This is a genomic window from Micromonospora sp. NPDC049529 (genome assembly GCF_055586685.1).
Window position 1 is genome coordinate 75,498 of the sequence record NZ_JBVJHT010000023.1, and the last position, 19,652, is coordinate 95,149.

Here is a 19,652-nt window from a genome sequence, read left to right on the forward strand (position 1 = left end):
CGGATCCCGGAGCCCAGGTACGATCAACGGCGTGGCGTTGCGACCTGTTCAGGTGAACGTGAAGGCGCTCGACAGCTTGGCGGTCGGGCGGTTCTGGGCGGAGGCGCTCGGCTGGACTGCCTACCAACCCGGCGTGACCACCTACGTAGGACCCGTCGGCGCCTTCGTGTGGCCGGACCCGGTCGTCGTCGGCATCGACGTCGTTCCGGTCCCCGGACCCGGGACAACGACGAAGAACCGGCTGCACCTCGATCTCGCCACCACCTCCGCGTCCCACCAGGCAGAGCTGGTCGCCCGACTCCGGGCTCTCGGCGCGACCTCCGCCCACGTCGGCCAGGGCGAAGTGCCGTGGACGGTCCTCGCCGACCCGGAGGGCAACGAGTTCTGCGTGCTGGAGCCTCGGGAGGTCTACCGGGACACCGGGCCGATCGCCCGGATCGTGGTCGACTGCGCGGACCCGCGAGCCATGGCCCGGTTCTGGGACGAGGCGATGGACTGGACCCTGCACGAGGTGACCGATGATCACGCGGCGCTGCGCTGCGCCAGGGAGGTCGGCCCGTACCTCGAGTTCCGGCGTACGCCCGACGTGAAGACCGCGCCGGACCGCGTCCATCTTGACCTGATGCCGTACCCCGGTGACGACAAGGCGGCGGAGGTGGCCCGGCTGCGGGCCCTCGGCGCCAGCGACCTCGACATCGGTCAGGGTGACGTCCCGTGGACGTGCCTGGTCGACCCGGAGGGCCACGAGTTCTGCGTCCTCGCCCCGTCCTGAGGCGGCGACGTCCCGACACGGGAGCCCTGTGTGCTCGACGACCCGGGTGGCCCGGGGGCGGCAGACAGACACGGGGGAGCGGCCAGGACGACCGCGAGTTCGGGCCTGTGCAGCGACCCCACCGGGTCGGTAGGGTCGTCCGCGTGGACGTGGACCAGACCGCCGCCCGGCTCGGGGTACCCGTCGAGGAGATCGACCGGGTGCACCGTCTCGCGGGTGACCAGCCGTCGGCTCCGCTGCCCGCCAGGGCCGACGCGCCCGCGATCCTCGACCGGCTCGCGGTGCGGCCGGACGACGCCGCCGAGATCATGGCGGGCTGGCCCGACTCCGACTCTCCGGCCTGGACTCCGGAGCTGCGCTGGCTGCTCGACCGCTCGATCGCCCTGGTCCGCGCCGATCTCGGGGGCCACGGCTGGCTGTCGCCCGGTCCGGCGCTGCCGCGCGAACGGGGTCCCGCCTGGCGGCATCTCTACGTGTACGCGTACCTGGCCCTGGTCGACGTCGTCAGGGTCTACCACCGCGACCACGGCATCCCCGATGCCGTGTCCTGGGTGACCCTCGCCGACCTGGGCCGTAACCTCGCGATCGATCGGCGGATGCACCGTGAGGGCTGGCCGGTCATGCAGAGCTGGCTGACGCTGCACGCGCGCGGCGCCGTGTACGAGCTGGGCCGGCTTCAGCACCACCGCGGCGGCACCAGCATCGACCTGCACGTCCCCGAGTCGGGGCCGTTGACCCCGGAGGCGGTCGCGGCGTCGCTCGACGAGGCCCGCGCGTTCTTCCCGCGCCACTTCCCCGACGAGCGCTACACGGCGTTCGCCTGCGGCTCCTGGCTGCTCGACCCGCAGCTGCTGGAGTACCTGCCCGGCGACTCCAACATCGTCCGGTTCCAGCGGAGGTTCGAGCTGGAGCCCTACGAGGAGCCGGAGGGGCTTGACGCCGACGTCGAGGCGCTGCGGTTCGTGTTCCGTACCCTGACCACGCCGCTCGACCAGCTGCCGCGCCGCACCGTGCTCCAGCGCGCGATCGTCGACCACCTGCAGGCCGGCCGCCACTGGCGCTGGCGGCGCGGCCGCTTCCCGATCTGCGACCTCCCGGACGTCTGACGAACGGTCACTTTCACGACCGTTGAGGATGGCGAACACTGCGTATCCTGATGCCCACTCAGCGGAGTGGTGGGCATGGCGGACACGTACACGCGGTTGCCGGGCGGCATCGAGGCCGCCGCCCGTACCGGGGTGGCCCGGCTCGCCCTCGGGGCGCGACCGGCCCGGCTGGCCGCCGCGGCGGGCGCTCCGCCCGCACCGGAGTGACCCGCACCGACGGGCCGTCGCAGGCTGTTGCGGCGGCCCGGAGACCGACCGGACCGCCCACCCCACTGCTCTGGCTCTACCTCCAGGTCGTCGGGGTGGTGGGCGGCGTCGGTGTGGCGCTGGGCACCGTGTTCTTCCACGGTCACCGTCCATTGGCGCAGCCCTACATGGACGCGATCGTGCGGTGTTCCCGGATCCACGACGTCGATCCGACCCTGCCCGTCGGGTTCGACGCCACCCGGGCGACGCAGTTCCTGCCCTGCATGTCCGACCCGGCCCGGTTACGCGGGTTGGTGATGCTCGCCGGCGGCGTCCTGCTGGTGGCCGGGCTCGCCCTGATCGTCGCGCTGACCCCGGTGGTCGATCACTGGCGGCTGCGTCGGCACCGACGTTCGGCCACGATCGCCGGTGCCGAGCAGCGGTTCGCCGAACTCTGCGACCGGCAGGGCCCGCACGGTCGGCACCGTCCCCGGCTGTTCGTGGCGGGACCGTCGGTGCGGCAGGCGTTCACCACGGTCCGGCCCGGCGGCCGGCCACTCGTGGTGCTTCCGGCCGCGGTGGCGGTGGGTTACCGGGGTCCGGCGCGCTTCGATCCGGTCGTCGAGCACGAGTTGGCGCACGTGCGAGGGCGGGACGTCCGGTGGGTTTCGGCCGTGCGCGGTCTGCTGTGGCTGGTCGTACCCGCGGTGGTGGTGGCCAGTGTTTCCGGGATCCACACGGAGGGGGTCACCGAGATCCCGGTCGTCACGGTCGGTCGGGCGCTGGTGCTGGTACTGCTGCGGGCAATGGTGCTGCGATCGCGCGAACACGAGGCGGATCGGCAGGTCAGCCGGACCGGTGACCCGACCGCGCTGGTCCGGCTGCTGGGAGCCGGCACCTCGCCGAGGTGCCGGCTGCCCGATCTCGGCGATCAGCGGGCCGAGGCGATCAGCGGGCCGACCAGTCGTGGTAGGTGGTCTCGGCGAGGACCGCACCCTCCGGGGCGACCAGGACATCGCCGGGCACCGCACCGAACATGCCGGCGGTCGGGTCGACGACCACCGTGCGTTTGTCGTCCTCGGCGGCCAGTGCGGCGGGGCCCCACTCGTCGAGGGTGAAGACCTCCGGGCCGGCCACGTTCCGGGTGCCCCGCAGCGGCGCGCCCACGGCGACCTCGGCCACCGCCTTCGCGACGTCGGCCGACGCCATCGGCTGCACCGGCGTGGCGGGCAACCGTACGGTGTCGCCGTCGGAGGTCCAGGAGAGGATCGCGCCGACGAACTCGAAGAACTGGGTGGCACGGACGATCGAGTACGGCACCGGGCCGGCCTTCAGGATCTCCTCCTGCAGCAGCTTGGCGCGGTAGTAGGCGAGGTCCGGCACCTGGTCGACACCGACGATCGAGAGGATCACGGCGTGGCCGACGCCGGCCCGCTGCGCGGCCGTCAGCAGGTTGTCCATGGTCGTCCGGAAGAAGTCGGCCGATGCCTCGTCGAAGGTGGGCGAGTTCGTCAGGTTCAGTACGACGTCGGCGCCTTCGAGGCCGGTGCCGAGGCCCTCACCGGTGAGCAGGTTGACCCCGTTCGACGGGGATAGCGGCACCGCCTCGTGCCCCTCCCCCTGAAGGATCTTGACGACCTGCGACCCGATGAGCCCGGTACCACCCAACACGGCGATCTTCATGTCTCTCACACCCCTGTCTCGTTCCGGAGGCCGGGCGTTCACCCGGCTACGCCAGCTATGACCGGGCAGCACCGCCGGTTGTGACTGACGCGCGGGTCACACCGAGAGCGCGTGTCGTTGAAGGGTGAGCAGGTCGGTCAGGTCGAAGCCTTCGCCGGCGGCGGGCAGGGTCGGCTCCCAGTCCGGTTCCAGGCCCAGGTAGCTGGCCTGGTCGGCGCGGAGCAGGCCGATCAGCACCTCGGTCACGATCCGGCCGCCGACCGGGCCGAGCCGGTCGCCGTCGCCGCGGTGCTGGGCCTCCTTGAGGACGTAGAACCACAGCGGGGTGCCGTGCGGCCAGGCCTGCCCCAGCTCGTCGGGGGTCAGCGGTGCCGCGCCGACGAGTCGGGCGATCGCCTCGCCGCCGGGTAGCCCGGTGGTTCCGCCGCGCAGCAGGTCGCGTACTGCCAGGGACCGGTAGGCGGCGCTGTCGACGGCACCGGTGACCTGCTCGGGCAGTCCGATGAGACTGGCGGCGAGCCGCCCGTCGATGCGTTTGGCGCGCTGTGCGGGTGGGTGGCCGGGCACGTCGAAGACCTGTGTGAGGTCCAGTTGCCGGTCGGCGGGCAGCGGGCGGAATCCGGCCAGGTCGGGGAAGAGCGGCACGGCCGGGCCGTCGTCGACCAACCGGTAGGTGTGCCGGATCTGACCGTGGCCGTAGCGGAAGGCCGCGTCGGCGAACTCCAGCGGGATGTACGCCTGCTGCGGCGACGGCGCGAACCATCGTCCGCCCTCGGCGAGTACCTGCTCGACCAGGCTCGCCCCGACGAGCCGGGGCAGGAAGTCGTGGACCACGACCCACTGGTAGTGCCAGGTGAGGGTGGTCCGCGCCCGGTCGAAGACGTCGGACTCGGGCACCCCGTTACCGCGCAGTACGTCGACGATCCGGTTGTGCGCGTGCAACAGGGCGACGTGCAGGGTCAGCGCGAACACGTGCACGTCGTTGCGGGGGTCGCCGATCAGGGCCACGCCCTGGTGGTTGCGCGGCACGTCGGCGCCGTCCGGGCGGAGCAGGAACTTCGCCGGGTCGCCGAGGTCGAACAGGTACGGCGAGCCGATCGGGCCGTCCGAGTAGATGATCTCCAGGTTGAGCTTCGGGTACGGGAATTGCGCAGCGCCTCCGGGTCGGCACCGCCGGTGATGGGCGAACGGTCGGCGGTGATGTCGTGGGCGATCAGCTGGCCGAAGAACGGCCAGCCGGCGGCCTCGGTGGCGTCGTCGCCGCCAGCGTCGAGCCGGTCCAGGGCCGCGGCGGCGTCGCAGATCCCGCCGTCGCCGCCGGCCTGCATCAGCAGCTGGGGATCGGTGCTCAGCGGGTCCAGGTCGGGGAACATGCGTCCGTAGCGGGCCGCCCCGGTGGGCCGGTCCACGGCGCGCACCAGGCTGAGGCAGTGGTCCCGGGCGGCCACGTGGGCGCCGCTTTCAGGCATCTCGGTCTCCGTTCCGCCCGTCGGCCCGTGAGCCGTCTTCCAGGGCCTTGACCGCACCGAGAAGGCTACGGACGCCCGCCTCCTCCCGCTGGGCTTCCGCCGGATCGAACATCCACTCGTCGTTCGGTACCGCGAGGGCGTCCTCGGGTCGGCTCGTCTCGATCGCGGTCAACTCCGCCCTGACGTTGCGTTCGAGCCCGTGCAGGAAGGCGTCGTCGCTGGTTGGCAGGCTCATCTCTTTCCTCCGTCGGTACGCGGGTGAGCACCAGCCAAGACCGGACAGCCCGGCGAGCTGTGACACGCCGGGCGGGGTGTCACAGATTCCCCGGCTGTCCGGTCCTGACCGGTGACGACACGGAGCCGCGACCGCGGTTCCCGGCCGGCGATCAGCCGGGCCCGGCCACCAGCAGCGAGGACGGAACATGAGGACCAGTCGACTTGAGGCGTTCAGTGATGGGGTCCTTGCCATCATCATCACGATCATGGTGCTGGAGCTGAGAGTGCCGGAGGAACACGACCTCACCGGCCTGCTCCACACCACCGGCGTGGGGCTGCCGACCTACCTCCTCAGCTTCGTCTATGTGGGCATCTACTGGAACAACCACCATCACATGTTCCATCTCGTACGGCAGGTCAGCGGCGAGGTGCTGTGGGCGAACCTGGCGCTGCTGTTCTGCCTGGCGCTGCTGCCGTTCACGACGGCCCGGATGGACGAGTCGACGTTCGCACCGACCCCGGTCGCCGTCTACGGCCTGAAGCTGCTCGCCGCGGCCCTCGCGTACTTCGTGCTCCAGACGGTGATCATCCGTCAGCAGGGACCGGAGTCGCCGCTGCGGCAGGCCGTCGGCAGTGACCGCAAGGGCAAGCTCTCTCCCGTACTCAACCGGGTCGGGGTCCTCGGCGCCCTGCTGATCGACCGTGGTGGTCACGTCGGCGTCTGGATCGCCCTGGCGTGTTTCGTCGGCACGGCGATCATGTGGCTCATCCCCGACCGCCGCATCGACCGGGTGGTGCACCAGCACGAGACCGTGGGCTGAGCCGTGGCGGTGTCGCGCCCGCGATGACGGGGTCATTCGTGCCGTGCACCCCGCGCGGCATCGAACTGACCGTTCAGGCCCCGGCCGAGCCGGGGATGATCGCCGCAGAGCGGAAACCCGAGCGGTGCCGATGGGCTGGTGGGACCGGATTCACGTTGAGGATCGTCGATGTTGCCGCGCGGCTCCAACCGTGTTGGAATGGCTCATATCGCCGCAGCGCGGGGGCAACCGCGCTGGGAACGGCCAGCACGGGAGCATCGCAGTGTCGGCAGCGCGCCGCTTCGACGGGCGTTCGCGTGCCGCATCGCCGGGCCATCTCTACGACGACGACGGGCATCCTGCCGGGCGGGCGCCGCCCGCCCGTCGTACGTGCCTGCGAACACGTGTCCCCGCGACAGCCGACGCGCCCGACGTCCGACCCGCCATGGGCGTCCGATGCGGTCTGCCAGCGCACCAGAACCGGCGACGAGGTGAGAAGCAATCATGATTTTCCGGGAGAGTTTCGTGGGGTGGTACCGAAACCGCCTGGTGTGGGTGGCGGTGGTCCTGCTGGCGGTGTCGGCCGGCGTGGTCGTACTGAACCGGGCCGGCCAGGAGGTGGAGCCGGCGGATCTGCAGGGGCAGATCGTGACCCGGATGCGTAGCACGCTGGAGCGGGCGGATCCGGGGCAGCACAACCACGCCGGACACGGTGGCCAGCAGGCGGCCGGCGGGGAGGAGAAGCCGGCGGTGGTCTGCGGGGTCCGTGTCTACGGCTACGAGCCGGCCGAGGTGACCGCGCTCGCCGACGTGCGGACGGTCTACGGCTTCCATCTCTGCGGGGTCGCCGAGCAGCGGCGCCCCTGGGACGTGGCGGTCAAGCTGGCCGGTCCGGTGATCGTGGACATGTCGACCGAGCCGCCCGGCATCCGGGTGGTCGAGGCGACCGCCGACGTCATGTTCGTCGACCGGCTGCGGGAGATGTTCCCGAACAGGTACGCGGAGCTGGCGCTCAGGGAGGCGCTGGCCGAGTCGGAGATGGCCGACCTGCGCCGCCGGTACGACACCGCGGCCGGGTTGTGACCGCGCGGGGCGTCCCGCGTGGGACATAACGATATAGATCGACATTGATATTTAAGTTCATGGATGTAATAGTTGGTTTGGGAGCGTTCCCATCCTGATCTCTGGTACCGAGAAACGGAGGATGAACCGTGCGTTCATACACGTCCGATCAACCCGCCGGACCATCCCGGCCGGCCGCCCGTCAGTCCCTCCGAGTGCTCGTCCTGCTCGTCGCCATGGTGGCCGCCATGCTGCCCTTCACCGGCGCGGCCCAGGCCCACGGCACGATCATCAACCCGGCAAGTCGCGCCTACCAGTGTTGGAAGACCTGGGGCAGCCAACACACGAACCCGGCCATGCAGCAACAGGACCCCATGTGTTACCGGGCGTTCCAGGCCAACCCCGACACCATGTGGAACTGGATGAGCGCGCTGCGGGACGGGCTCGGCGCTCAGTACCAGGCCCGTACCCCGGACGGGCAGTTGTGCAGCAACGCCCTCTCCAGGAACGACAGCCTGAACCAGCCCGGAGCGTGGAAGTCCACCACGGTCGGCCGCAACCTCACCGTCCAGATGTACGACCAGGCCAGCCACGGTGCTGACTACTTCCAGGTCTACGTCAGCAAGCAGGGGTTCAACCCGGCCACCCAGCGCCTCGGGTGGGGCAACGTCGACCTGATCACGACGACCGGGCGCTATGCGCCGGCGCAGAACATCTCGTTCAACGTCTCGATTCCCTCCGGGCGCAGCGGGAACCACGTCCTCTTCGTGATCTGGAAGGCGTCGCACATGGACCAGGCCTACATGTGGTGCAGCGACATCACCATCGCCTGATCGGCAAGACCGACGATCGCGGCACCAATCCGGCCCGGGGCACTCACGCCCCGGGCCGGATCGTCCGGTCAGTGCCGTGCGATGAGGTCGCTGGTCGCCGCCAGCAACGCCGCGGTCTGCGACGGGTGAGGCGATCCAGGCGTACGTGGTCGACGGTGTGCCGGCGTTCCATCCGGACCAGCAGGCCGGCCACGGGTTGGCGGCGGGTCACCTCGTCCGGCCGGTACGAACCGACGAGCAGCCGTGGCCCGCGCTGGTCGGCGATCCGCTCGAACAGCGCCGCGCTCTCCGAGTCGGCCCGGTGCAGGTCCTCGAAGACGATGACCGCCGGGGCGTCGCCGATCAGGTCGGCCAGGATGGCGAGGCCGGTGTGCAGGCGCTCGACCGGGCTGCGCCGTGGGTCCGCGAGGGCCGCGAGCTGCTCCTCGTCGACCTCCGGGCGGCCGTCGATGGCGTCCGGGAGCACCTCGTACGGCCGGGACAGCGAGCCGGGTTCCGCCTGGCCGACCAGTACGACGGTCTCCGCCGGCACGGTTGCCAGCAACTCGCGCACCAGCCGGGTCTTTCCGATTCCCGGCTCGCCCGCGATGATCGCGACCGCCGGCTCGCGCGACGAGGCGAGCCGCGCCAACCGGCGCAGCTCGCTCTCCCGCCCGATCATCACCGGGCTGGCACCGCCGCGGATGGTTCGCACGACGACAGGTACCGGTGGGTCGTCCGCGTACGGCCGGGGCTTTCCGGGCCCGGCGGACCCGGCGGGCGCTGTTGAGCAGGCGCCCCTGGTCGGCCTCGGCGATCAACTCACGGCGACGGTCGTTTCGCCAGAACCAGCAACGTGTCCGGGTGCATGAACATGGCCTGCCTCCTTGTCAACCGCTGATGGATCAATCGTCGGTTGACGAGGGTGCAGCCACATCGGGAGCGCTGACCTGTCTTCACCGGCCAGCCGGGCTTAGCGGGGTACGCGAGCCGGTCTAGGCATACCTAGACCGGCCCGGCGCCCTCACTGGGAACGGCGCGGCAGCTTCCAGTCCGGTCGCGGGAAGTGGCAGGTGTAGCCGTCCGGGATGCGCTCCAGGTAGTCCTGGTGCTCCGGCTCGGCTTCCCAGAACGGACCGGCCGCGGTGACCTCGGTGACCACCTTGCCCGGCCAGAGCCCGGACGCGTCGACGTCGGCGATGGTGTCCTCGGCGACCCGCTTCTGCTCGTCGTTCTCGTAGAAGATCGCCGACCGGTAGCTGGTGCCGATGTCGCCGCCCTGACGGTTGAGGGTGGTGGGATCGTGGATCTGGAAGAAGAACTCGAGCAGGTCCCGGTACGACGTGGCCGACGGATCGAACGTGATCTCGATGGCCTCCGCGTGACCCTCGTGGTTGCGGTAGGTGGCGTTCGCGACCTCGCCGCCGGTGTAACCGACCCGGGTCGTGACAACACCGGGGCGCCGGCGGATCAGGTCCTGCATCCCCCAGAAACACCCTCCGGCCAGAACCGCCTTCTCCGTAGCCATGCGCGCCCCCTCATCCGTCGTCGGCCTCCCAGCATGGTCCGCGTGCCGCTGCCGCGCACTGTCGCCTCCGTCACCAGCCTAGGGTCAGCGGGGCCCCGCTCCCGTGGATTCGTGCGACTGTGGTGACACTGCGTGCTGCCTGAATCGACCGTCGGGTCGTGACCGGGTGCCTACGGGATCAGCACGATCCTTCCGAAGACCTCGCCAGCGTCCATTTTCCGGTGCGCCAGCACGGCGTGCTCCAGCGGCAGCACCTCGTGCACCACGGTCTGGAGAACGCCGCGACCGGCGGCGGCGAACTGCTCCGCCCGTACGGCCCGTCGGGCGGGCTCGGCCACCGTCGCCGCGCTGAAGGTGGCGAACGACAACGACCGTTGGAACGCGGCCATCAGCCGGGTGCCGAAATCCGCCGGCGGCTGGCCGCCGACCGCGCCGACGACCACGAGTCGACCGTTGGGGTTGAGCCGGTCGAAGAACGAGGGCATGTCCGCACCCGCCACCACGTCGATGATGACGTCGTAGCCGGCGGGACCGTCCGGCCCGGTGTTCCCGGAGCGGTCCAGCACGTGGGTCGCGCCGAGGTCGCGCAGTCGACGGCCCCGCTCGGGGGAGGAGGTGGTGACCGCCACCGCGCCGGCACCGCCGCGAGCCGCGAGCTGGACCGTCATGATCCCGATGCTGCCGGCCGCGCCGCGCACCAGTACGGCGTCGCCCGGGGAGAAGTGGGCGTGGGCGAGACCGAAGTGGGCCACCACCCCGGAGCTTCCGAGCGTCACGGCGTCGGTGGCGGACAGGCCGGCGGGGAGGGGCAGGACCTCTCCGATCGGTGCGATCGCCTGCTCGACATAGCCGCCGCCCGTACCGGTGAACGCCCAGACGCGTTGCCCGACCCAGGCGGGATCGACGCCGTCGCCCACCTCGGTCACCGTCCCCGCCACCTCGCTGCCCGGGACGAAACCCTCCCGGAAGCCGTAGGCGGCGAGAGCGCCGCTCCGGACCACGGCGTCGACCCCGCCGACGCCGATCGCCTCACTGGCGATCGACACCTGGCCCCGCGCGGGAGCCGGGCCGGGGAGGTCGACGACCGCCAGCCCCTCGGGACCCCCGAACTCCCTGATCACCACTGCCTTCACTGCTGTCCCTCCTCGTGAGCTGGAGCGGAGCCGCATGTGAGGCGGCCCTCGGTCGCTCACGGACGCTAGCGGACGCCGGCGTCCGTTTGGCTAAAGTGAGGCAATGGTCGACGGTCTGCCTCAGACGCTGCGTTCGGACGCGTTGGACAACCGCGAGCGCATCCTCGACGCGGCCCGGGCGGTTTTCGCCGCCGAAGGGCTGAACGTCCCGATGCGCGAGATAGCCCGGCGGGCCGGCGTCGGCCCCGCGACCCTGTACCGCCGTTTCCCCACCAAGCAGGCGCTGGCCACCGAGGCGTTCACGGAGCAGATGCACGCGTGCCAGGCCATTGTCGAGGAGGGCCTGGCCGACCCTGATCCGTGGCACGGCCTCTGCCTCGTGATCGAGAAGCTCTGTGAGCTGCACGCCCGGAACCGGGGCTTCACCACGGCGTTCACCACGGCCTTCCCGCACGCCATGGATCTCGCCGCCGGACGCAGACACGCACTCGCCTCGCTCGCCGAGCTCGCGCGCCGCGCCGGGGAGACCGGCCACCTGCGGTCTGATTTCGTGCTGGATGACCTGATCCTCATGCTGATGGCCAACGGTGGCCTGCACGCCGTGTCGACGGACGCCCGGGTTGCCGCCTCCCGCCGCTTCGCCGCGCTCGCGATCCAGGCGTTTCGCGCCTGAGTCGGCACTCGCCGAAGGCCCTTGGTCCGCAGCGGGCGCGCTCGCCCGCCGTTCCCGGCTCTCATCGCGGCGGTGGCGCCACCACCGGTCCCGCCGCGATCGGCGCGCCGGAGTGGATGCCGTCGAGCAGGACCCGCAGGTAGCGATCGACGCGCTCGTCCGGTTCGCCCCCGATGCGCAGGGCGAACGCGGTGCCGCAGACGAGGTGGTGCAGGTCGTCGTCGGTGAGGCCGGGTCGCAGGGATCCCGCCTGTCGGGCCCGATCGAGGACGGAGCGGGTCAGGGCGTCGAACTCGCCGCGATGGGCGGTGGTGCGCGCGGACGCGTCCAGGTCCGACCCGGTGGAGATCACCTCGGCGAACGCGGGATCGGCCAGCTGTCGCACGAGCAGTGCCCGCAGCAGGACCTCGACTCCGGTCCAGGCGTCGTCGTGTCGGCTCGCGGCTCGGGCCTCGTCGAGCAGCGTGGTGAAGGCGTCGTCGGCGAGGGCTTCGAGGAGGGCTCGGCGGGTGGGGAAGTGCCGGTAGACGGTGCCGACGCCCACCTGTGCCCGGCGGGCGATGTCGTTGAGTTGCAGCGAGAGGTCACCCTCGGCCAGCGCGAGGCGGGCCGTCGCCACCACCCGGTCGCGGTTGCGGGCGGCGTCGGCGCGCAGCGGCGGGGTCACCGGGCCAGTCTACCTAACCGGATTGACAATCCGTTTCGGGTGGCCTCTAATCGGATAGGTCATCCGTTTAGTGTTGGGGGAACCCGTGGAGCACACCGCGTGGACCGTGGCCGATCTCGTCGACCAGACCGGCCGTACGTCCGTCGTCACCGGGGCCAGTAGCGGCCTCGGTGTGGCGATCGCCCGCCACCTCGCCGCACGCGGCGGCCGGGTGATCATGGCTGTCCGTGACCCGGACAAGGGCGGTCGCGTACGCCGGCTGCTGCGCACCGAGAACCCGGACGCCGACCTGGACATCCGCCGTCTGGACCTGCTGGACCTCGACACCGTGCGCGCCTTCGCCGAGGGCCTGCATGCCGACGGTGTCACCGTCGACGCCCTGATCAACAATGGTGGCATCGGCACCGTGCCCCGGCGACTCAGCCCGCAGGGCGTGGAAAGCCAACTCGCCACCAACCACCTCGGCCACTTCGCCCTCACCGGCCTGCTGCTCGGCCTGCTGACGGCGGCACGCGATCCGGTGGTGGTGACCGTCGGGTCCGGTCTCTACCGGATGGGACGGCTCGATCCGGCCGACCTCGCCGCCGAGCGCGGCTACTCGCCCGGCGGCGCCTATGCCACCTCGAAACTCGCCAACGTGCTCTTCGCGTTGGAGCTGGACCGTCGGCTGCGCGTCGCCGGGTCGCCGGTACGCAGCCTGCTCGCCCATCCCGGCATGGTCGAAACCGACCTGGACCGCGACGCGCCACTACTGACCCGTGCGGTCGGCACACTGATGGGACTTCTCCTGCGCCGCCCGATCGACGAAGCCGTGGCGCCGATCCTCTACGCCGCCACCGAAACCGGGGCGCCCACCGGCCGTCACATCGGTCCCGGACGGCCCCTGCGCCCGGCCCGCCCCACCTTCGAGAAACTCTCCGGAGCGGCCACCGACCTCGACCTCGCGGCGCGACTGTGGTCGCGGTCCGAGGAGATCACCAATCTGAGGATCACGCCGACCGCGCTACGGCCGTGACGGGCCGGAGCCGGACACCCGGACCTCGGCCGGCTCGGGGAGCGGGGTGCGTGGTGGCACCGGGCCGCTGGGCCGGCTCGCCTCCGGCGACCGGGGCGGCTCGCGGATTCCGCGTTGCGGAATTCGTCCACGCGGTGCCGGTCCTCGCGGGCAAGTGCCCGACCCGTGCGGGCGCTCGGAACGGTTGATCAAGTGGGGCGGGAACTCACAGCTCGTTACGGAGCAGGGACTGGATCGCCCGGGCCGCCCGGACCACCGCGGGCGCGTGGGCCCTGCCCGCCTCGTGGGTCGACAGCCGGCTCGCGGGTACGGCGATGGCGACACCGGCCAGGGGAGCGCCGATCAGGTCGCGGACAGCGGCACCGACCGCGCTGATGCCGTTCTCGCTCTCCTCGATGTTCAGCCCGAAACCCGTCTGCCGGATCTGGGCGAACTCGTGCTCCAGTGCCTTCCACTGCGTCGTGGACTGCGGGGTACAGGCGGCAAGCTGCTGGCCGGAGTAGCGACGTTTCAGGTCCGCCGGGGGAAGGGAGGCGAGGATCGCCTTGCCGGACGCCGTGCAGTGGGCCGGCAGCACCAGACCGGTGCGTGAACCGACCCGTACCGACCGTGGGCTCTCCACGCAGTCGATGAACCGGACCGTACGGCCTTCGAGCAGGACCAGGCTGCTGGTCTCCTGGGTCTCGTCCCGCAGGGTCTCCAGGATCGGGCGGGCGACTCTGCGGATGTCGATGCGGCCGATCGCGGCCAGGCCGATCTCGTTGAGGGCCGGTCCGGGGCGGTAGGCGCCGTTCGGTTTGTCCTGCATGACGAAACCGCGCTCGCGCAGCGCGGCGAACAGCCGGTGGGCGGTGGACCGACCGACACCGAGCAGGTCGGCGGCCTCGGAGACCCGGAGTGCCTGGTGTTCGCCGACCAGTTGGAGCAGGTAGAGCGCGTTGTCGACCGAGCTGGACGTCGCCGGCTTCGGTAGGTAGGTGTTCGACATAGAGGAATCGTAGGGTCTGGAACTTCTTAAGAACAGAATCAGCCAATAGTCTCTGGTCGTGACGCCAGCCACTGCCGGCCCTCGTCGCCGGGCGGGACGCGCTGCTCGGCGTCGTGGACCCGCTGGTCCAGCCGCTCCGTGCCGACGAAGGAGAACCCGTGAGCATCGACCTGCCGTCGACGAAAGCGGACGCCGAAGGTGAGCTGGGCGCGCTCTACGAGGCGCTCGCCCGAGCGGATCTCGCCCCCCTCTGGAACATCACCGACCAGTTGCTGACCCCCACGCCCCGGCCGAAGGCGGTGCCCTGGCTGTGGTCCGCCGAGACCCTGCGACCACTCGCCGAACAGGCCATCGAACTCGTACCGATCGAGCGGGGCGGCGAGCGTCGGGTGCTGAGCCTGGTCAACCCGGGGCTGGGTGGTCGCCCGTACGCGGCGGGCACGCTGTGGGGGGCGTTGCAGTGCCTCGGCCCGTACGAGTCCGCGCCGGCTCATCGGCACAGTCCCGGCGCCATCCGCTTCGTCCTGTCCGGCTCCGGTGTCTGGACCACCGTCGACGGAGACGCCTGCGACATGGCCCCCGGCGACCTGGTTCTCACCCCGGCCTACAACTGGCACGACCACACCAACGGCGGCGACTCGACCATGCTCTGGTTCGACGGGCTGGACCTGCCGATGGTCGAGGCGCTCGACGCGGTGTTCTTCGAGGAGTACGGCGAACTACAGCAGCCGCACCTGCGACCGCACAACCGGTCCGAGGCCGAGTACGCGGCGGCCGGTCCCCGGTTCGTCCCGGACGCGGTCACCGGTCAGCTGGATCCCGCGCCGTCGCCTTTGCTGGTCTACCGGTGGGCGGACACCGACGCCGAACTGTCCCGGCTCGCGGCCGGCACCGACGCGCCCCGGGTCACCCTCGAATTCACCAACCCCCGCTCGGGCGCCAGCGTGCTGCCCACCCTGGGTTGCTTCATGCACCGGATCGCGGCCGCCGGGGCGAGCCTGCCCGAACGGCAGGCCGGTAACCAGGTGTTCGTGGTGTTCGACGGCCACGGTCACAGCGTGATCGACGGTGAGTCGTTCGAGTGGTCCGCCGGTGACTGCTTCGTCGTGCCCTCCTGGTCGGCCGTGGAGCACCACGCGCGGGAGCGGGCCGACCTGTTCAGCATCAGCGACGCCCCCGTGCTGCGTGCGCTGGGACTGTTCCGCCGGCAGACCCTGGACGCGGCGCAACCCGTGCTCCGGACGTTCCAGCCGCGCTAGCCGCTCCGACCGAGGACGCACCTGCCATGCGGTTGGCTATTTTCGACGACCATCGGCTGGGTGCGGTGGTCGACGGCGGGCTGGTCGACGTGACCGACGTGCTGCCGTGGGCACACGATCCCGACCCGTTGACGGCCGGCTGGTGGCGACGGCTGTGTCGGGACTTTCCGGCGGTCCGCGACCGGCTCGTCAAGACGGCGGGGGAGGGGCCGGTGCTGCCGCTGGACCGGGTCCGGCTCGGCGCGCCGGCACTCGGGTCGCCCGGATCATCGCGTACGCGTCGTCGGTGATGACGTTGCTCCCCGGTGACCTCGTCTTCACCGGGGCTCCGCCCGGTGTGGGACCGGTAGCCGCGGGGGACGACCTGCGTACGACCATCAGCGGGCCGGGTGAACTGCGCACCCGGGTACGCCGGGCCGACTGACCGGCGCGGGGTGGCATCCTCCGGAGTGGACTCGGGCCGCGCCTGCCGTCGGTGGCGTGCGTCCGGCGGGCCGGTGCTGACGCCCACGCGCGGCACGGGCGGCCCCTTTTCGGCCGACCCGGTACCCGGTCCCGATCGCCCGGCTGTCCTTCTTGCGGGCGGCACCAATGTTGGTAGCATTCCGCCATGGCGAACGACGCGTTGACCCCCGTCAAAGGCCTCGCCTCTGTGGATAATGCCCTGCGGTTGCTCGGCCTTCTCGGTGAGCACCAGGTGCTGCGCGTCTCCGAGGCGGCCGACGAGCTCGGCGTGGCGCGCTCCACCGCGCACCGGCTGCTGGCGGCACTGCGTCATCGTGGGTTCGTGATCCAGGACCGTCCGAATGGTGCCTACCGGTCCGGTCCCGCGTTGAACGAGATCGGCATCGCCGCCATCGGCCGGATCGACGTACGTCGTGTCGCCGCGCCGATCCTGGAGGAACTGCGCAACGCGACCGGCGAAACCGCCAGCCTCACCCTGCTGGAGGGAAACCTCGTCCGGTTCCACGACTGCGTCGAGAGTCCCCGTGCCGTCCGGGTAGGTGACCGGACCGGGGTCGTGCTCCCGGCCCACTGCACCGCCGGTGGCAAGGCCATCCTGGCCGGACTCGAACCGCACGACCTGGAACGGCGTTACCCGACGCGGTCGCTCGACGGACGTACGCCCTCCTCGGTCACCACCTGGCAGGACTTGACCGAGGAACTGGAGTCGATCCGCCAGCGCGGGTACGCCCTCAACTTCGAGGAGGGCGAGACCGGCATCTGCGCGGTGGCTACCGCCGTCCCGGATCTCGCCGGCAGCCCGTTGGCGGCCATCGCCGTGGTCGTCCCCGCCAGCCGGATGGCCGGCGTGCGGGAGGCGGAGGCGTTGGTGCCGCACCTGGTGGCCGCCCGGGAGAGCGTCAAGCAACGCGTGCACGCGGCGCTGTAGCCCGCTCGGCACACCCGCCGGTGACGGATCCCGGCGCGTAGCGCGTTGACACCACCGGACCGTGAGCACGTCCGCGTTCGGGGTCGCCGTGCTCGTCGTCGTAGGTCTCGGCGTGCTGGCCCGACGGGCACCGCGGGCCCGCCCGGCGCTGCGGCGGGCGCTCGCCGAGGGCGGCATCGACTACGTGCCGGGACGGCGGCCGTGGGCGCGCATCCTCTTCACACCGGGTGCCGTGCGACGTCGCGACGTCGTCCGGGTACGGGAACATCGCCTACGGCGACGCGGGCCGGCACAACCGCCGTCGCCGCATTCTGCGAGGCGCGTCGGCGTTGAACCGTGCACCTCGGCTCCCGACACCGGCTCCGAACACGCACACGGCCGCCGGAATATGCTGGGCACCCACTCCCTCACCCGGATCGGTGGACCATGGCCGAAAACGTAGGAACGAGTCCGGTGGGCAGGTCCCGGCCCGTGCTGCGGAGCGCGCTGACCCATCCGCTGGTCTGGTCGGTGCCGGTGATGGCGTTGCTGGCCTGGAGCTCCATGCCGTTCAACGACGAGCTCTACGGGTTCTGGGTCAACGACGACCCGCAGGGTGCCGCCCAGCAGCACGAGTGGTCCCACGCCACGCGAATCTTCCGGTACACCTCCGGAGTCCTCGGTGGACAACTACTGGCCCTGCTGGCCGGCGTCGCGCTGGTCCGCCGCCACGGCCAGGTGACCGCACTGGCGGTGGCGCTTCCGCTCGGGGTGCTGCTGGCCGGGGTGACCGTGCTGGTGGCGTACCCGGTTGCCCGGTCGCGGGAGGCCGGCCACCGGGTCGGCCCCGCGTTCGACGACCCGGTGCTGCTCCGGGTGCTCCTGTACGAACTGTCTGGTTATCCGCTGCTCGCCGCCGCCGGGGTCGGTCTCGGGATCCTGCTCGCCGGCCGGCGGACCGGCCAACGCGGCGCGCTGCTGGTCCTGCTCGGCATGTTCTGGTACGGCGCGACGCAGGTGGGTCTGGCCCAGGACGACGAGTTCGCCGGGCCGGCCTGGCTACTGTGGACCGTTCCGCCGATCGCGGCCGGCACCGCGCTCGCCCTCGCCGGTCTGTCGCTCGACGTGTGGTCCGATCCTCCGGTCCTGGTCGGCGACTGGGGGCACGGTGCCGGCGTCGCCCTGCTGGTGGGCGCCGGAGCGTACGCGCTCGGGCTGAACCTGCTCGGCGCCCTGGTCGAGCGGCGCCGAGCCCGGCCCACCCCCACCGGACCGGTTCGTCCTACGCCCCGGTGGTGAACTGCTGCAGGTTGTGGATCACCGCGGCCAACCGCCCCGGTCCGTCGGTGCAGTCGAGCGCGGCGCCGATCGCCCCGTCGCTCAGTGGTTGGTAACCGATGACGTCGATCCCGGCGGTGGCCGTACCCATCCAGAGTGCGCCCTCTTCGGTGCCGGCGAACCAGCAGGGACCGCCGCTGTAACTGCCCCACACCGTCTCGAAATTGAACGACTGCACCTCGGCCGGATCAATGATCAGATTAACGCTGTCGACCAGCGTGAGTTGACCGGTCGAAGTGTTCGCGGTGAAGTACCAGAGATTGTCGTCGTCGGCACCCACCGAGCAGTTACCGACGAGGATCTTGTTTCCCGAAACGGAGACGCAGTTGATTCCGCGCTGGGCGGAAGGATTGAAAACCGTCTGGGACAGGATCGTCCTGCTCGGTACGCGGACGATCGAGAGGTAGCCGTCGTCCGAACCGGCGATCACGCTGGCGTACGGGCCCGAGGTGACGAGCGGTGCGACCTCGTAGACCGCGTGCAGGCCCCACGGGTTGACCGGGTTGGGGTTCTGCACGTTGACCTGCCCGCGCGAGCGCAGCGTACGGGTCCACGGCTCGAACGACCAGAAGGACAGGTAGCCGTTGTCGTGGCCGACCACGAGCAGCGACAACTCGCCGAAGAAGGTGCCACCCGTCGCCGCCCCGAGCGTCGGCTCGTAACTCGCGGTGCCGCGCAGGCGCAGGTCCGCCCACCGGTCGGAGGTCGTCCACCAGACGGAGAGTGAACCGGCGTCGTTGGAGGTGACCAGGGTGCGGCGGGGGAGCACGGTGATCATCCGTACGCCCTGGGAGGAGGGGGTGTTCACCACGTCGGTGATGATCGGACCGACGTACGGGGCGGTCTCGAAGTCGTAGACGCTCATCGTGCCGTCCCACCGGCCGACCGCGAAGTGCTCCTGGTCGAGCCACCGGACCACCTGCGCCAGGTTGTAGGTGCTGCCGTGCTGGACGATCGGCAGCGCGGCCGAGGTGGTCGGCGGGGACAGGGCCTGCCGGGAGCGCACGGCAGGCGGTAGCGGCACCGGGCCGGCCGGCGCCGACGGCCGGTCCGCGACGCGTACGGGTGCCGAGGCCGTGCCCGCCGGTCGGGCCCGGCCGTGGGCCGCCTCCGGCAACGTGACGCCGACACCGACGGCGGCGAGACCGGTGAGGAATCCCCGGCGGCCAATGTCCATTCTCGCTCTCGTCCGGGTTGCCGCCTCCGTTCGGGTTGGCGTTTCCGTCGATGCTTGCGCTTTTGCTGGGATTTGCGCTTCCGCTGGAATGGTGCCATCGGCGGTCATGATCGGCCTCTCGTCGGGCTTGGGTCACTGCGCTGACGGAAAGGCACGCTAGAGGCAATGGTGGAGCGGGTCAATGTGTCCGACTCGTTCACGTCGGAACGGGCGAGTGCGTTTCGGTGCGTTGGTGTCGCCCCGGATGGTCGGCGGAACGAATCCGCGTTCTCGGCGGCCCATTCGTGGTGGCCGCGTGGAGGGTGACCGATGATCTCGTGGACCGCGAGCCGTCGCGTGATCGTCCACCGGTCGGTTCGGCCGGGCGGAGGCCGGCACCGCGCACCCGAGGTCGTT

At 71.1% G+C, this 19,652-nt stretch carries 23 protein-coding genes; 13 read left to right on the plus strand and 10 right to left on the minus strand.

Translation table 11 applies throughout. The features are described from left to right. Positions 1-31 precede the first annotated feature (31 nt). The 3 genes from ACZ6QQ_RS31365 to ACZ6QQ_RS31375 all read left to right on the plus strand — a co-directional run bounded on the left by ACZ6QQ_RS31365 (position 32) and on the right by ACZ6QQ_RS31375 (position 2,085). Complete coding sequence (locus ACZ6QQ_RS31365) at positions 32-772, plus strand: VOC family protein (protein WP_465881201.1); 741 nt, start codon at positions 32-34, stop codon at positions 770-772. A 143-nt stretch (positions 773-915) separates the two neighbouring features. After that, positions 916-1,878 carry an acyltransferase domain-containing protein gene (locus ACZ6QQ_RS31370; RefSeq protein ID WP_465881202.1) on the plus strand — a complete coding sequence of 321 codons (963 nt, stop codon included), beginning with the start codon at positions 916-918 and terminating at the stop codon, positions 1,876-1,878. A 75-nt stretch (positions 1,879-1,953) separates the two neighbouring features. Beyond that, a complete protein-coding gene (locus ACZ6QQ_RS31375) occupies positions 1,954-2,085 on the plus strand; it encodes a hypothetical protein (protein ID WP_465881204.1) in 132 nt (43 codons plus the stop codon). A gap of 927 nt (positions 2,086-3,012) precedes the next feature. Here the strand turns inward: ACZ6QQ_RS31375 and ACZ6QQ_RS31380 are convergent. From ACZ6QQ_RS31380 to ACZ6QQ_RS31395, 4 genes are all read right to left on the minus strand, one after another. Then, on the minus strand, positions 3,013-3,747 hold the full coding sequence (locus ACZ6QQ_RS31380) for an SDR family oxidoreductase (RefSeq protein WP_465881205.1): 735 nt from the start codon (positions 3,745-3,747) through the stop codon (positions 3,013-3,015). Between the two features lie 96 nt (positions 3,748-3,843). Then, positions 3,844-4,776 carry a peroxidase family protein gene (locus tag ACZ6QQ_RS31385; RefSeq protein ID WP_465881207.1) on the minus strand — a complete coding sequence of 311 codons (933 nt, stop codon included), beginning with the start codon at positions 4,774-4,776 and terminating at the stop codon, positions 3,844-3,846. Further along, positions 4,746-5,216, minus strand: a complete 471-nt coding sequence (locus ACZ6QQ_RS31390; protein WP_465881208.1) for a hypothetical protein — start codon at positions 5,214-5,216, stop codon at positions 4,746-4,748. The genes ACZ6QQ_RS31385 and ACZ6QQ_RS31390 overlap by 31 nt, the downstream gene beginning before the upstream one ends. Further along, on the minus strand, positions 5,209-5,451 hold the full coding sequence (locus ACZ6QQ_RS31395) for a hypothetical protein (protein ID WP_465881209.1): 243 nt from the start codon (positions 5,449-5,451) through the stop codon (positions 5,209-5,211). The genes ACZ6QQ_RS31390 and ACZ6QQ_RS31395 overlap by 8 nt, the downstream gene beginning before the upstream one ends. Positions 5,452-5,638: 187 nt before the next feature. Here ACZ6QQ_RS31395 and ACZ6QQ_RS31400 point away from each other — a divergent pair, with 187 nt between their 5' ends. The 3 genes from ACZ6QQ_RS31400 to ACZ6QQ_RS31410 all read left to right on the plus strand — a co-directional run bounded on the left by ACZ6QQ_RS31400 (position 5,639) and on the right by ACZ6QQ_RS31410 (position 8,127). After that, positions 5,639-6,253, plus strand: a complete 615-nt coding sequence (locus tag ACZ6QQ_RS31400; RefSeq protein ID WP_465881211.1) for a TMEM175 family protein — start codon at positions 5,639-5,641, stop codon at positions 6,251-6,253. A gap of 483 nt (positions 6,254-6,736) precedes the next feature. Further along, the gene (locus ACZ6QQ_RS31405) at positions 6,737-7,315 is read left to right on the plus strand and encodes a hypothetical protein (protein ID WP_465881213.1); all 579 of its coding nucleotides are present in this window, start codon (positions 6,737-6,739) and stop codon (positions 7,313-7,315) included. A gap of 194 nt (positions 7,316-7,509) precedes the next feature. Next, the gene (locus ACZ6QQ_RS31410; RefSeq protein WP_465881214.1) at positions 7,510-8,127 is read left to right on the plus strand and encodes a lytic polysaccharide monooxygenase auxiliary activity family 9 protein; all 618 of its coding nucleotides are present in this window, start codon (positions 7,510-7,512) and stop codon (positions 8,125-8,127) included. Between the two features lie 43 nt (positions 8,128-8,170). On the opposite strand, the gene ACZ6QQ_RS31415 is transcribed toward ACZ6QQ_RS31410, so the two are convergent. The 3 genes from ACZ6QQ_RS31415 to ACZ6QQ_RS31425 all read right to left on the minus strand — a co-directional run bounded on the left by ACZ6QQ_RS31415 (position 8,171) and on the right by ACZ6QQ_RS31425 (position 10,767). After that, the gene (locus tag ACZ6QQ_RS31415) at positions 8,171-8,821 is read right to left on the minus strand and encodes an ATP-binding protein (RefSeq protein ID WP_465881215.1); all 651 of its coding nucleotides are present in this window, start codon (positions 8,819-8,821) and stop codon (positions 8,171-8,173) included. A gap of 309 nt (positions 8,822-9,130) precedes the next feature. Further along, entirely contained in the window at positions 9,131-9,634 is a 504-nt protein-coding gene (gene msrA, locus ACZ6QQ_RS31420) for a peptide-methionine (S)-S-oxide reductase MsrA (RefSeq protein ID WP_465881216.1), read from the minus strand. A gap of 170 nt (positions 9,635-9,804) precedes the next feature. Further along, positions 9,805-10,767 carry a zinc-dependent alcohol dehydrogenase family protein gene (locus ACZ6QQ_RS31425; protein ID WP_465881218.1) on the minus strand — a complete coding sequence of 321 codons (963 nt, stop codon included), beginning with the start codon at positions 10,765-10,767 and terminating at the stop codon, positions 9,805-9,807. 103 nt (positions 10,768-10,870) lie between these two features. Between ACZ6QQ_RS31425 and ACZ6QQ_RS31430 the strand changes: the two genes are divergently transcribed. Beyond that, positions 10,871-11,440 (plus strand): TetR/AcrR family transcriptional regulator, encoded by a 570-nt coding sequence (locus ACZ6QQ_RS31430; RefSeq protein ID WP_465881219.1) that lies wholly within the window; start codon positions 10,871-10,873, stop codon positions 11,438-11,440. A 61-nt stretch (positions 11,441-11,501) separates the two neighbouring features. Here the strand turns inward: ACZ6QQ_RS31430 and ACZ6QQ_RS31435 are convergent, their stop codons facing one another. Next, positions 11,502-12,107 (minus strand): TetR/AcrR family transcriptional regulator, encoded by a 606-nt coding sequence (locus ACZ6QQ_RS31435; RefSeq protein WP_465881220.1) that lies wholly within the window; start codon positions 12,105-12,107, stop codon positions 11,502-11,504. A gap of 85 nt (positions 12,108-12,192) precedes the next feature. Between ACZ6QQ_RS31435 and ACZ6QQ_RS31440 the strand changes: the two genes are divergently transcribed. Then, a complete protein-coding gene (locus tag ACZ6QQ_RS31440; RefSeq protein ID WP_465881221.1) occupies positions 12,193-13,122 on the plus strand; it encodes an SDR family NAD(P)-dependent oxidoreductase in 930 nt (309 codons plus the stop codon). A 205-nt stretch (positions 13,123-13,327) separates the two neighbouring features. On the opposite strand, the gene ACZ6QQ_RS31445 is transcribed toward ACZ6QQ_RS31440, so the two are convergent. Next, on the minus strand, positions 13,328-14,110 hold the full coding sequence (locus ACZ6QQ_RS31445) for an IclR family transcriptional regulator (RefSeq protein WP_465881222.1): 783 nt from the start codon (positions 14,108-14,110) through the stop codon (positions 13,328-13,330). Between the two features lie 158 nt (positions 14,111-14,268). Between ACZ6QQ_RS31445 and ACZ6QQ_RS31450 the strand changes: the two genes are divergently transcribed. The 5 genes from ACZ6QQ_RS31450 to ACZ6QQ_RS31470 all read left to right on the plus strand — a co-directional run bounded on the left by ACZ6QQ_RS31450 (position 14,269) and on the right by ACZ6QQ_RS31470 (position 18,040). After that, entirely contained in the window at positions 14,269-15,369 is a 1,101-nt protein-coding gene (locus tag ACZ6QQ_RS31450) for a cupin domain-containing protein (RefSeq protein WP_465881224.1), read from the plus strand. A gap of 26 nt (positions 15,370-15,395) precedes the next feature. Beyond that, on the plus strand, positions 15,396-15,659 hold the full coding sequence (locus tag ACZ6QQ_RS31455; RefSeq protein WP_465881225.1) for a hypothetical protein: 264 nt from the start codon (positions 15,396-15,398) through the stop codon (positions 15,657-15,659). Beyond that, positions 15,659-15,793 carry a fumarylacetoacetate hydrolase family protein gene (locus tag ACZ6QQ_RS31460; RefSeq protein WP_465881255.1) on the plus strand — a complete coding sequence of 45 codons (135 nt, stop codon included), beginning with the start codon at positions 15,659-15,661 and terminating at the stop codon, positions 15,791-15,793. Before ACZ6QQ_RS31455 ends, ACZ6QQ_RS31460 begins: the two co-directional genes overlap by 1 nt. A 228-nt stretch (positions 15,794-16,021) precedes the next feature. Further along, on the plus strand, positions 16,022-16,762 hold the full coding sequence (locus ACZ6QQ_RS31465; protein WP_465881226.1) for an IclR family transcriptional regulator: 741 nt from the start codon (positions 16,022-16,024) through the stop codon (positions 16,760-16,762). Positions 16,763-17,215: 453 nt separating this feature from the next. Next, positions 17,216-18,040 carry a hypothetical protein gene (locus tag ACZ6QQ_RS31470; protein WP_465881228.1) on the plus strand — a complete coding sequence of 275 codons (825 nt, stop codon included), beginning with the start codon at positions 17,216-17,218 and terminating at the stop codon, positions 18,038-18,040. On the opposite strand, the gene ACZ6QQ_RS31475 is transcribed toward ACZ6QQ_RS31470, so the two are convergent. Beyond that, positions 18,024-19,256, minus strand: a complete 1,233-nt coding sequence (locus tag ACZ6QQ_RS31475) for a hypothetical protein (protein ID WP_465881229.1) — start codon at positions 19,254-19,256, stop codon at positions 18,024-18,026. The genes ACZ6QQ_RS31470 and ACZ6QQ_RS31475 overlap by 17 nt on opposite strands. Between the last annotated feature and the right edge of the window lie 396 nt (positions 19,257-19,652).

Coding starts and splice junctions, on each gene's coding strand:
- ACZ6QQ_RS31395 (WP_465881209.1), bottom strand. CDS start 5,451: ATGAGCCTGCCAACCAGCGACGACGCCTTCCTGCACGGGCTCGAACGC.
- ACZ6QQ_RS31445 (WP_465881222.1), bottom strand. CDS start 14,110: ATGTCGAACACCTACCTACCGAAGCCGGCGACGTCCAGCTCGGTCGAC.
- ACZ6QQ_RS31430 (WP_465881219.1), top strand. CDS start 10,871: ATGGTCGACGGTCTGCCTCAGACGCTGCGTTCGGACGCGTTGGACAAC.
- ACZ6QQ_RS31475 (WP_465881229.1), bottom strand. CDS start 19,256: ATGGACATTGGCCGCCGGGGATTCCTCACCGGTCTCGCCGCCGTCGGT.
- ACZ6QQ_RS31380 (WP_465881205.1), bottom strand. CDS start 3,747: ATGAAGATCGCCGTGTTGGGTGGTACCGGGCTCATCGGGTCGCAGGTC.
- msrA (WP_465881216.1), bottom strand. CDS start 9,634: ATGGCTACGGAGAAGGCGGTTCTGGCCGGAGGGTGTTTCTGGGGGATG.
- ACZ6QQ_RS31390 (WP_465881208.1), bottom strand. CDS start 5,216: ATGCCTGAAAGCGGCGCCCACGTGGCCGCCCGGGACCACTGCCTCAGC.
- ACZ6QQ_RS31400 (WP_465881211.1), top strand. CDS start 5,639: ATGAGGACCAGTCGACTTGAGGCGTTCAGTGATGGGGTCCTTGCCATC.
- ACZ6QQ_RS31460 (WP_465881255.1), top strand. CDS start 15,659: ATGACGTTGCTCCCCGGTGACCTCGTCTTCACCGGGGCTCCGCCCGGT.
- ACZ6QQ_RS31405 (WP_465881213.1), top strand. CDS start 6,737: ATGATTTTCCGGGAGAGTTTCGTGGGGTGGTACCGAAACCGCCTGGTG.
- ACZ6QQ_RS31375 (WP_465881204.1), top strand. CDS start 1,954: ATGGCGGACACGTACACGCGGTTGCCGGGCGGCATCGAGGCCGCCGCC.
- ACZ6QQ_RS31455 (WP_465881225.1), top strand. CDS start 15,396: ATGCGGTTGGCTATTTTCGACGACCATCGGCTGGGTGCGGTGGTCGAC.